Origin of the sequence: Alienimonas chondri (assembly GCF_013036045.1) — a bacterium.
Classification (GTDB): Bacteria; Planctomycetota; Planctomycetia; order Planctomycetales; family Planctomycetaceae; genus Alienimonas; species Alienimonas chondri.
Genome location: NZ_WTPX01000159.1, coordinates 1 through 10,477 on the forward strand (window position 1 = coordinate 1; position 10,477 = coordinate 10,477).

6 protein-coding genes and 2 pseudogenes are annotated in these 10,477 nt (G+C 68.6%); 2 read left to right on the top strand and 6 right to left on the bottom strand.

Translation table 11 applies throughout. The features are described 5' to 3' along the window. Window positions 1–1,287, top strand: a pseudogene (locus tag LzC2_RS17900) (hypothetical protein); the annotation flags it as partial. A gap of 28 nt (window positions 1,288–1,315) precedes the next feature. Here LzC2_RS17900 and LzC2_RS17905 read toward each other — a convergent pair. Continuing rightward, window positions 1,316–2,368 (bottom strand): beta-ketoacyl-ACP synthase III, encoded by a 1,053-nt coding sequence (locus LzC2_RS17905; protein ID WP_315854733.1) that lies wholly within the window; start codon window positions 2,366–2,368, stop codon window positions 1,316–1,318. Window positions 2,369–2,628: 260 nt separating this feature from the next. On the opposite strand from LzC2_RS17905, the gene LzC2_RS17910 reads away from it, so the two are divergent. Further along, the gene (locus tag LzC2_RS17910; RefSeq protein ID WP_171189400.1) at window positions 2,629–3,003 is read left to right on the top strand and encodes a hypothetical protein; all 375 of its coding nucleotides are present in this window, start codon (window positions 2,629–2,631) and stop codon (window positions 3,001–3,003) included. Window positions 3,004–3,022: 19 nt separating this feature from the next. Here LzC2_RS17910 and LzC2_RS17915 read toward each other — a convergent pair whose 3' ends face one another. The 5 genes and pseudogenes from LzC2_RS17915 to secA form a co-directional block, all read right to left on the bottom strand. Continuing rightward, on the bottom strand, window positions 3,023–3,763 hold the full coding sequence (locus LzC2_RS17915) for a hypothetical protein (protein WP_171189401.1): 741 nt from the start codon (window positions 3,761–3,763) through the stop codon (window positions 3,023–3,025). A 76-nt stretch (window positions 3,764–3,839) separates the two neighbouring features. Then, the gene (metK, locus tag LzC2_RS17920) at window positions 3,840–5,036 is read right to left on the bottom strand and encodes a methionine adenosyltransferase (protein ID WP_171189402.1); all 1,197 of its coding nucleotides are present in this window, start codon (window positions 5,034–5,036) and stop codon (window positions 3,840–3,842) included. Window positions 5,037–5,192: 156 nt separating this feature from the next. After that, window positions 5,193–6,581, bottom strand: coding sequence for a 3-deoxy-D-manno-octulosonic acid transferase (locus tag LzC2_RS17925; protein ID WP_171189403.1), 1,389 nt, complete (start codon window positions 6,579–6,581; stop codon window positions 5,193–5,195). Window positions 6,582–6,622: 41 nt separating this feature from the next. After that, complete coding sequence (locus LzC2_RS23080) at window positions 6,623–7,798, bottom strand: SEC-C metal-binding domain-containing protein (protein WP_414636422.1); 1,176 nt, start codon at window positions 7,796–7,798, stop codon at window positions 6,623–6,625. 48 nt (window positions 7,799–7,846) lie between these two features. Continuing rightward, window positions 7,847–10,345 (bottom strand): annotated as a pseudogene (secA, locus tag LzC2_RS17930) (preprotein translocase subunit SecA); the annotation flags it as partial. Window positions 10,346–10,477 lie beyond the last annotated feature (132 nt).

Genomic DNA, 10,477 nt, shown 5'->3' on the forward strand with positions numbered 1-10,477 from the left:
CCCCAGTCCCTCCCGCCGGTCTCCCCCCGACCGACGACGAATCAGGTCGACGGTCGCGCGCCCTATCTGCCGCCGGGCGTGCCGCACCCGGCGCCGTCGAATCGCCCTGTGGATTGGGCGCGATGGGTTCCGGAGTTCCGTCTGCTGGAAGCTCCGCGGATCGCGGCGTCGCCGGTGATCATCCTGCTGGCGTTCGCCGGCTTGGCTTTGACGGCCGGCGGCGATCAGGGGATCACGACGCTGCTCGGCGGCGCGCCGCCCCTCACGGAGCCGGTGACTCCGCCGGTCGCGGCGCCGTGGGAAGGAGCGCCCCTCGGCGGGGATCTCGACGAGGGCGGATTCGGGATCCAGTTCGTTCCGGCCGCCTCCGCCGCGTTCGCCCCGCTCCAGCCGGCGTACGCCGCAGCGACGGATCTGCTGAGTCTGAGGAGCGTCGAAGCCGTTTTCCGGGGAGCGGTCCGCTTGCTGTGGGCGTTGATCGTGTGGGGCTTCTTCGGAACCGTGATCTGCCGATGCGCCGCGGTGCGATTCGCCCTCGGCGCGACGGGCTCGCCGACCGCCGCGGTCCGGCTGGCCGGACGGACGTGGGTCAGCGCCCTGGGCGGTCCGCTGCTGCCGGCGACCGGGTTGGGCGTGCTGGCGTTGGGCCTGATTCTGCTGGGTTGGGCGGGCGACATCCCGGCCGCCGGCCCGTGGTTGGTAGCCGTGCTGTGGGGAGCGGCCCTGCTGGCGGGACTGGCGGCGGTCGCGTTGCTCGTGCTGGCGGCGGTCGGCTGGCCGCTGATGCTGGCCTGCCTGGCGGTCGAAGGGTCCGACGCCTTCGACGCGTTCAGCCGAGCGTTCAGCTACGTCCTCGGTCGGCCGTTGCGGTTGGCCCTGCACGTTGCGATCGGCGTGGTGATCGCCGCGGTCGCGGTCTCAGCGGTGCATCTCGCGACGACGGCGGCGGCCCAACTGGCGGCGGGGTTCGCCGCGGTCGGAATGGGTCAGGAGGATCTGACCGCGACCGGGGTGACGGGAGCCGAAGGCGCCTCGACCGCCGCCGCGGTCGGATCGTTCTGGACGGCGTTATGGAAGGCGCTCCCGGCCGCGTTCGCCGCCGGGCTGTTTTGGACGCTGACGACGGTCAGCTACTTCCTGCTCCGCTACGCCGACGACGCGGTGGAGACGGATGAAATCTGGCAGCCGAAAGACGGCCCGCCCGCCGACGACGGCGAAGTCCCCCGCGTCGGCGTCGCGGCCAGCGATGTCCCGACGATCGAGCGGCCCCACCAACCGACCATCTAGGCAGGCCAGGTCGGCGGCGGCTCGCGTTCTACCAGCGGAGCACGCCCGTGCCCCAGGTCAGTCCGGCGCCGAAGCCGCACAGCAAGAGGGCGTCGCCGGGTTCGACGCGGCCCTGCCGCACCGCCTCGTCCAGACACAGCGGAATCGACGCCGCGGAGGTGTTTCCGTAGCGAGACAGGTTGTTCCAGACTTTGTCCGGGTCGAGTCCCAGGCACCCCGAGGCGTGATCGAGGATGCGAATGTTCGCCTGATGAAGGAAGTAGGCGGCGATGTCCGAGGGTTGAAGGCCCTCCGTTTCCAGTACGTGGCCGATGCTGTGCTCAATCGCCTCGACGGCCCATTTGAAGACGGTTCGACCATCCATCGCGAGGTATTGCTTCCCCTCGACCAGCCCCTCCTGGGTCAGCGGGCAGCGGGTGCCGCCGTGGGGGATCTCCAGTAACGGCCCGCCGCTGCCGTCGCTGCCGAGTTGGTACCGGACCAACCCTTGGTCCGGTCCGCCGGCGGACAGCACGACGGCTCCCGCCCCGTCGCCGAACAGCGGGGCGACGGTCATCTCCTTGGGATTCACGATCCGGCTGTTGAGATCCGCGCCGATCACCAGCGCATGTTTCGCGTTACCGGTCGCGACGTACTGAGCCGCGGTGACGAGGGCGTACATGAAGCCGCTGCAGGCGGCCTGCACGTCGAACGCCGGGGCGTCCAAGCCCAACCGATGTTGGACGAGGTTCGCCGTGCTGGGGCAGGACTGATCCGGCGTGAAGGTGCCGACCACCAACAGATCGATGTCCGCGGCCTTCAGTCCGGCCGCATGCAGGGCGTCCCGGGCGGCGGGCAGACAGAGATCGCTGGTCGCCTGGTCTTTGGCGGCGTGCCGGCGTTCGAGAATGCCGGTCCGGCGTTCGATCCAACCGGGTTCGAAGCCGTGTTCGATCTCCAGCTCGTCGTTCGTGACCACGCGGTGCGGCACGAACGCCCCCGTGCCGACGACCCGCACGCCCGTCAGACGTTGGGTGCGCTGCGATCCGGAAAAATACTTCGGCGCTTTGCGGGGCCGGGCCGTCGAGGAGGAAACCGGCACGCTCGCGGGGGGAACTGGGACAGCGGAGCGAATCCCGTCCACCCCTGTAGACGGCTGCGGCACGGCGTGGGACGGCGGGGCGGAATGAGACGGCAGGACGAGGCTGCGCGGGCGGCGATCGACCGGGGCGGGGGCGTCCGGGAGCATCGAGCGACGGGCGGGGCGCGAGTGAGGACGGCGAAAACCACGGCGGACCAGACCGACGACGCCACCGCAGACTATACTGACAGTCGATTTTCTCGCCCAGCCCGGACAGCCCCATGCCTCACCCCCCGCACAGCATCCGCCTTCGGGGTCCATGGGAATGGGCCGCGGCCGGCGTGAAGCCGGTTCGCGCCACCCTGCCGCACACCTCCAAGCTCCCCGGCACGCTCAGTCGGCGGTTCAATGCGCCGACGGGGTTGGAGGACGGAACTCGCGCGGTGCTCCGCATCGCCGACGTCCCGCTGGGCACCTGCTTCATGCTGAACGGCTCCATGCTGCCGCCCGCCGGGCCGGATGAGTTCTCCGCGGACATCACCGCGCTGCTCACCGGCCCCTGCCGGCTCGAAATCGCGATGCCCGCGGACGGCACGATCTCCGGCGTGACGCTGGATCTGCACCTCCCGGAGCCGCCGGAGCAGAAGTCCGTCTGAAGGGACGTGCCCTGAAGAGTCAGACGGACGCTTCGTAGCAGACTCGCACCGGTCCGGTTTCGCCGTCCGGGCGGGTCACCTCGAATCGCACGCCCTGCGGCAACGCCCGCGCGGGTCGCACGCGCCCGACGCCGTCCGCCGGGTGACATTGGACCCGCGGCGGCGCTGCGAACGCCGGCCAGAACAGCACGTGGGCCGTACCCACGCCGTTCTCGCAGGGCACGAGGAGTTCTCCTTCGATCGCGTCCGCCGTGCGGGAGAACCACTGATCCGGCTCCGGCTCGTCCGATTCGAACTCTCCAAGTTCGAGGTCGTTCGACTCAAACTCGTCCGGCTCGAACGTCTCGGGGAAGAAGCCGTCCGAAAGTTGCCCATTCGCCTCCGGTTCGATCGGCTGTACCGATTGATCTGAATGCCCCGCGGCCACGGGCCGCCCCCATCGAGGGGGCTGCGGCTTCGTTCGGGCCCCCAGGAGGGCGATCCACGCCGCTCCGGCCACGACGGTCGCCCCGCCCCACCCGAACGTCCCCAGCGCCCACGCGGCGAGGGGCGCGCCGGCAATCCAGCAGCGCCAAGGCTCACGGGCGCTCCGCCATCCCCAAACCGCAGCGGCGGTTGCGACGGCGGCGGCGGTAACCGTGCGAACCGCCCACGGGGCCGCCGCGGCCGCGGCGATCAGCAGGGCAAGCAGCAACGCCGCCCAGCCCAAGGCCGCCGCCGGGACGGGCAGCGGGCGAAGGCGGGGCGGCGAAGCGAACATCCCCGCGACCATCGAACGAGGCGGCCCGGGAGGTCAACGCGGGTTTCTTCCCGCGCCGCCTCTGTCGTTCGACGAATCAGGCGCCGACGGCGGCTTTCAGATCCGCGGCATGCTCCGTCTTCTCCCAGGTAAAGGCCTCGCCGGTGCGGCCGAAGTGACCGCCATGCGCGGTGTCACGGAACAGCGGGCGCCGCAGGTCGAGGTGATCGATGATCGCCCGCGGGGTCAGGGGGAAGACTTCGCGGATCGCGGCGGTCAGTTGCTCCTCCGGCAGTTCGCTGGTGCCGAACGTCTCGCACCGCACGCTGACCGGATCGGTCACGCCGATCGCGTAGGCGAGCTGCACTTCGCAGTACTCCGCCAGCCCCGCGGCGACGACGTTCTTGGCGACGTGCCGGGCCATATAGGCGGCGCTGCGGTCGACCTTGGTCGCGTCCTTGCCGCTGAAGGCGCCGCCGCCGTGGCGGCCCCAGCCGCCGTAGGTGTCCACGATGATCTTCCGGCCGGTCAGGCCGCAGTCGCCGTCCGGGCCGCCGATCACGAACTTGCCGGTCGGGTTGATGTGATAGGTCACGTCGCCCGTCAGCATCTCCGCGGGGATCGCGTCCTTGATGACGGTGTCCCGGACGAACGCTTTGATGTCCGCCTGCGACACGCCCTCGGCGTGCTGAGTGGAGACGACGACGGCGTCCACCGCGACCGGACGGTCGTCCTCGTAACGCACCGTGACCTGCGATTTGCTGTCCGGCCGCAACCAGTCGACCTCGTTGCCGAAGCGCGCCTCGTTCAGGCGAGCCAGCACCTTGTGGGCGAGGCTGATCGGCAGCGGCATCAGTTCGGGCGTCTCCTTGCAGGCGTAGCCGAACATCAAGCCCTGGTCGCCGGCGCCGACGTCCTTCTCGTCCCCCGAGGCGGTCTTGCCCGAATCGACGCCCATCGCGATGTCCTGGCTCTGCTCGTGCAGGTAGGAATCGAACGAGAGCGTGTCCGCGTGGAACTTCACGTCCTTGTCGAGGTAGCCGATGTCCCGCACGACGCCCCGGACGACCGGTTCGAGGTCCGGGAAGGTCACGCCTTCCGGCAGACGCAGTTCCCCGCCGAGCACGACGCGATCGGTGGTGCAGAGGGTCTCGCAGGCGCACCGCACCTCGGCCCGCTGGTTCTCCGGCGTGGCGCTCAGCAGAGCGTCGAGGACGGCGTCGGAGATCTGATCGGACACCTTGTCGGGGTGCCCCATGCTCACCGATTCGCTGGTGAAGAGGAAGTTCGCCATGGAGACTCCGGCCGGCGTGCGGGCGCAGCGCGGCGTTTCGTGATAACGCGCCAGGCGCGTCGGAAGTGAATGATACGGGGGGCACGCCGCTTCACCGGCGCGGCGGGAGTCTAGCGGTCGATCGGCCGACCGGGCAAACCGCCCCGCCGACGCGGTTCACGCGGCCCGTGCCAGCGGGACGTTCGTCCCGATCGTCGCGACCGGCAGAAGAGCCACGAGCGCGTCCGCGGTCGCCGCGGTCGCCCCGGCGTTCTCACGCACCACTTGTTGCGCGCGTTCGCCGATGGCCGATCGCTCGGCCGCGTTCGTCAGGAATCGAGTCGAGGCGGCCGCGAGGGATGCCGTGTCCTGCACTTCGACGACGGCGTCGTTCGCCGTCAGCTTGGCGACCACGTCCGCGAAGTTGCGGGTGTTCGGTCCGAGCAGCACCGCCGCCCCGTACGTCGCGGGTTCCAGCATGTTCTGCCCGCCGCGGTCGTTCAGGCTCCCGCCGACGAACGCGACCGTCGCCAGCCCCCACGCGGCGGAGAGGTCGCCCAGCGTGTCCAGCAGCAACACCGGCGAGCGGGGGGCGTCATTCCCCTGAGGATTTGAGGCTTCCCCCTTCGCCTCAGCGGGCTGACGCCCGCCGCTCGCCTGCCGAATCTGGCTGAGGCGACGTGTCTGATGCCCCCGCGAAGCGATCAGCGTCGCGACGGCCTCAAAGCGTTCCGCGTGCCGGGGGGCGATCAGTAAACGGCAGTCGGGAACCGCCCGACGAATCTGCTCGAACGCGTCGAGAACGATCCCTTCCTCCGGATCGCCCGTGCTGCCGGCGAGCAATACGGGTTCGGTCGGTTCCAACCCGAACGCCTGACGGAGCGCCTCGGTGACCTCGTTGCGAGGGTCGGTGCGAAGGCCGTCGAACTTCACGCTCCCGGTGACTGCCGCCCGCTGCGGGTCGACGCCGAGGGCGACGAAGCGGTCGGCGTATTCGCGCGTCTGAGCGCCCACCCAGCCCAGCCGGGCGAACGTGCCGCGGATCAGCGGACGCGCCCGCCGGTAACCACGGAAGCTGTTGGCGCTCAAGCGCCCGTTCACCACCGCGACCGGCACGCCAGCCGCTTCGCAGCAGCGGACGAGGTTCGGCCACAGTTCGAGTTCGACCAGCGCCAACGCCGAGGGCCGCGTGCGTCGGAGGAAGGCGTTGATCGCCCAACTGAAATCCATCGGGGCTTGATGCACCGCGATGCCCGGCAACTTCTTGCGGGCGACCTCCAGTCCGGTCCCCGTGGACACGGTGACGACGGGGACGACATCCGGCCGACGCTCCTGCACGGCGGCGATGAGGTTCGGCAACTGCAGCGCTTCGCCGACGCTCACCGCGTGCCACCAGATGCAGGGCGAATCGTCTTGGGAACCGGCCCCGGCTCTCGGTTCGACTCGTCCCGTCAGTTTCTCCCGCCAACCGGTGCGGTCCTTTCCCTGCACCAGCCGACGCCAGGCCAGATACGGCCCGGCGAGGACCAGCGTGAGAAGATAGGCGGCGTTGAGCAGATGCGGCATTCCCTTGCCGTTCGAGAGCGTGCGTCAGCGAGCGGCGGTCGTCAGGCGTCGGCGCCGTGGCACTTCTTGTACTTCTTGCCCGAGCCGCAGGGGCACGGGTCGTTGCGGCCGACGTCTGGGGCGGTGTTCTTGATGGGAGCGACCGTCGCCTCCCCCTCGCCGTCGCCGCGGTTGGTGGAGAGTTCCCGTTGGCGCTCTCCTCGTCCTTCGACGCCGCCGGCGTGGTCCGGGGCGGGCGCCGTGTCGGCGGTCGGGGCGGCGTGGATCGCCTTCTGCTCCGTCAGTTGCCAGAGGTTCCCGACGAACTGCTTGCTGTCTCGTTCGAGCCGGAAGATGGCCCGCGTGACCTGCTCGCCGACGCGATCCCACATGTCGTTGAAGGCTTTGCGTCCCTCACGCTTGTACTCGGTCTTGGGATCCTTCTGGGCGTAGCTGGACAGGCCGATGCCGCTGCGGACCTGGTCCATGTGGTAGAGGTGATCCTTCCACGCCGTGTCCAGCACTTCGAGGATCAGCAGCCGCTCCGCGTGGGCCAGCTCGGGGCGATAGCGTTCCTCGTACGGCTTCAGCAGCACCTGGCGGGCGCGGGCCTTGGGAAGCGTGGCGACCTCGGCGGCTTCCAGACCGGCTTCGAACTCCTTGTTCGCCCAGTCGATCAGCGGGGCGAGATCCTCCGGGTGCTCCGCCTTGCGGGTGCGGTCGGGGGCGTCGCCGCGGGGCATCGGATCGACGCCGCGGCCGCCGTAGACGCGGTCCAACGTGTCGTCGACCTTCTCCGCGACCTCGCCGTTGATGAAGTAGCCGCGAGAGGCGTCCGCCAGCAGACCTTCGAGTTCGTTCTTGGGGCTGCTCTCGACCGCCTCAGGATCGAGCGGCTTCTCGAACCGACCGCTCGCCCAGCGGGCCAAACCGAGCCGATCGCCGCCGCCGCTGCCGTCCTGCAGGAAGCGGGTGAGGCCGACGGTGACGGGGAACATCACCTCTTTGTCCTTGTACATCCGGTCGAGGCGGTTCATCACCTCGGCCTTCACCTCGTCCGGATTGTCGATGTCGGCGAAGTCCGCCGGGTCGACCCGCAACGCAAACTGCTGACCCAGGAAATGAGCGAGGCTGATGCGCGGGTAGTCTTCCCGCAACACCTCTTCCAGCACGCCGGCGACCGTCCGCTGGGGCGGGATCGGCATCCCGCGGTCGTCGCGGAGCGTGACGTTCCGCATCTTCTTGTCCTGGGCGAGGCTCTCCTCGACCTCCTGCCCCAGCTCGCTGCGGTCGATCGACTGGTGGGCCCGTTCGCGGAGGTAATCCTCGACCTCGGCGGGGCCGATCTTTTTCAGCTCGCGGTCGTTGGTGTTCAGCCCGAACCGGCCGTTCGCCCAGCGGGAGAGGGCATTCCAGTTGTAGGTCTCCGTCTGCATGCCCTCCTCGTCCTCCGTGATGGAGAGGTTCACCTCGACGTTCTCCGCGATGGAGGCGTCCGCCTGCTCCAACGCTTCGTCGCGGAGGATGACCATCAATTGTTCGAGCGTGGACCCCTCGATGCGGTCCGCGTCCATGTCCAACCCGAACGCGTTGTGGGCGATCTCCGCGGCGGTCTTCCACGGATAGAGCCGGTCGTAGAAGTGGTCGACCCGGCGGTCGACCTGCCGACGGATCATCTCGTGGATGATGTCCCGGCAGTTGGCGCCCTCGAGGATGTCCTGCCGGAAGCGATAGACCTGCTTCCGCTGGTCGTCCATCACCTCGTCGTATTCGAGGAGATTCTTCCGCTGGTCGAAGTGGCGTTCTTCCACCTTCTTCTGAGCGCCCTCAATGCGGCGGGAGACCATCTTGGATTCGATGAACTCGCCCTCCTTCATCCCCGCCATATCCAGCGCCCGCTGGACGAACTCGCCGGCGAAGACGCGCATGAGGCGATCTTCAAGAGAGACGTAGAAGCGGGACGACCCCGGGTCGCCCTGACGACCGGCACGGCCGCGGAGCTGGTTGTCGATCCGGCGGGAGTCGTGCCGCTCGGTGCCGATGACGTGCAGGCCGCCGGCCTCGGCGATCTGCTTCGCCTGCTCCTTCATGCCCTCCTCTTCGCGGATCTTGGCGATCAGCCCGTCCCACTCGTCCTTGGGAACGTCCAGACGGCTGTCGTAGGTGTGGCGCAGCTGCTCCCAGGCGGCGTATTCCGGGTTCCCGCCGAGGATGATGTCGGTGCCGCGACCGGCCATGTTGGTGGCGATCGTGACCGCGCCGGGGCGTCCGGCCTGGGCGATCAATTCGGATTCTTTTTCAATGTGCTTGGCGTTCAACACGAAGTGTTTGACGCCGCGTTTATTGAGCTTATTGGAGACCTTCTCGCTGGCTTCGATCGAGGTTGTGCCGATCAACACCGGACGGCCGGCGGCGTGCTCCTCGGCGACTTCCTCGGCGACGGCGTCCCACTTCTCTTTCTCGGTCCGGCAGACGAGGTCCGGGTGGTTCTGCCGCTGGAGCGGCCGGTTCGTCGGAACGGCGACGACGTCCAGTTTATATATCTTCAGAAACTCGTCGGCTTCGGTCATCGCCGTACCGGTCATCCCGGACAGCTTGCCGTAGAGCTTGAAGAAGTTCTGCAGCGTGACCGTGGCGTAGGTCTGGGTCTCCGGTTTGATCTTCACCCCCTCCTTCGCCTCGACCGCCTGGTGCAGGCCGTCAGACCACTGGCGGCCCTCCATCGGGCGGCCGGTGTTCTCGTCGACGATGATCACCTGCCCGTTGCGGACCATATATTGGTCGTCGCGCTTATACAGGTGATGCGCCTTGAGGGCGTTGTCGATGAAGTGCGGCCACTCCATGTTGCCGGCGGTGTAGAACGACTCCACGCCGGCCAGTTCCTCGGCCCGACGCACGCCGGACTCCGTGAGGTGGCAGGTCCGTTCCTTCTCTTTGATCTCGAAGTCGCTGCCGGCCTTCAATTGGCGGGCGATGCGGTCGGCGACCGGATAGCGGGAGACGTCGTCGTGGGCCGGGCCGCTGATGATCAGCGGGGTGCGGGCCTCGTCGATCAGGATGTTGTCGATCTCGTCGACGATGGCGTAGTCCAGCGGCCCCTGCACCTGCAGTTCGAGCCGGGGCTTCATGTTGTCCCGGAGGTAATCGAAGCCGAACTCGTTGCTGGTGCCGTAGGTGATGTCGCAGGCGTACTGGGCCTGCCGCTCCGGCGGCTGCATGCCGGACTGAATCGCGCCGACGGTCAGACCGAGCGCGGTGTGGATCGGGCCGATCCACTCCATGTCGCGCTTGGCGAGGTAGTCGTTGACCGTGATGACGTGCACGTGCCCGGCCAGGGCGTTAAGGAACGCCGGACCGGAGGAGACGAGGGTCTTGCCTTCGCCCGTGGTCATCTCGGCGATCATCCCCTGGTGGAGGATGGCGCCGCCGATCATCTGCACGTCGTAATGACGCATCTTGGCGACGCGTTTGCTCGCTTCGCGGACCCGGGCGAACGCCTCGGGCAGCAGGTCGTCGAGCGTCTCGCCTTTCTCCAACCGGGCGCGGAAGTCCGCGGCGGTGTTCTTCAACTGCTCGTCAGAGAGCTTCTCCAGCTCCGGCTCGAGCTTGTTGATTTTGTCCAGGGTCGAGCCGGGAACGACGGTGGTGGAGCCGTCTTTGCCGCGGACGAAGCCGAGCTGCCGGACGCGGCGCTCGTTGCTGGAGCCGAACAGCTTGGTGATCGCGTTGGTGATGCCGCCGGTGGCGGCCTCAAACACGTCGCCGATGCGGTCGAGTTGTTCCATCGTGGGGGTCGGTCGTCGGCCGCGGGGCCGGTAGGGGGAGATCGCTGGCGGGCGGCTCGCGGGTCCGGTCGGGGGAGCCGGGCGGGCCGTGCCGGATTTGACGCAAGTTCCGAAACCGTCCAACCTTATTAG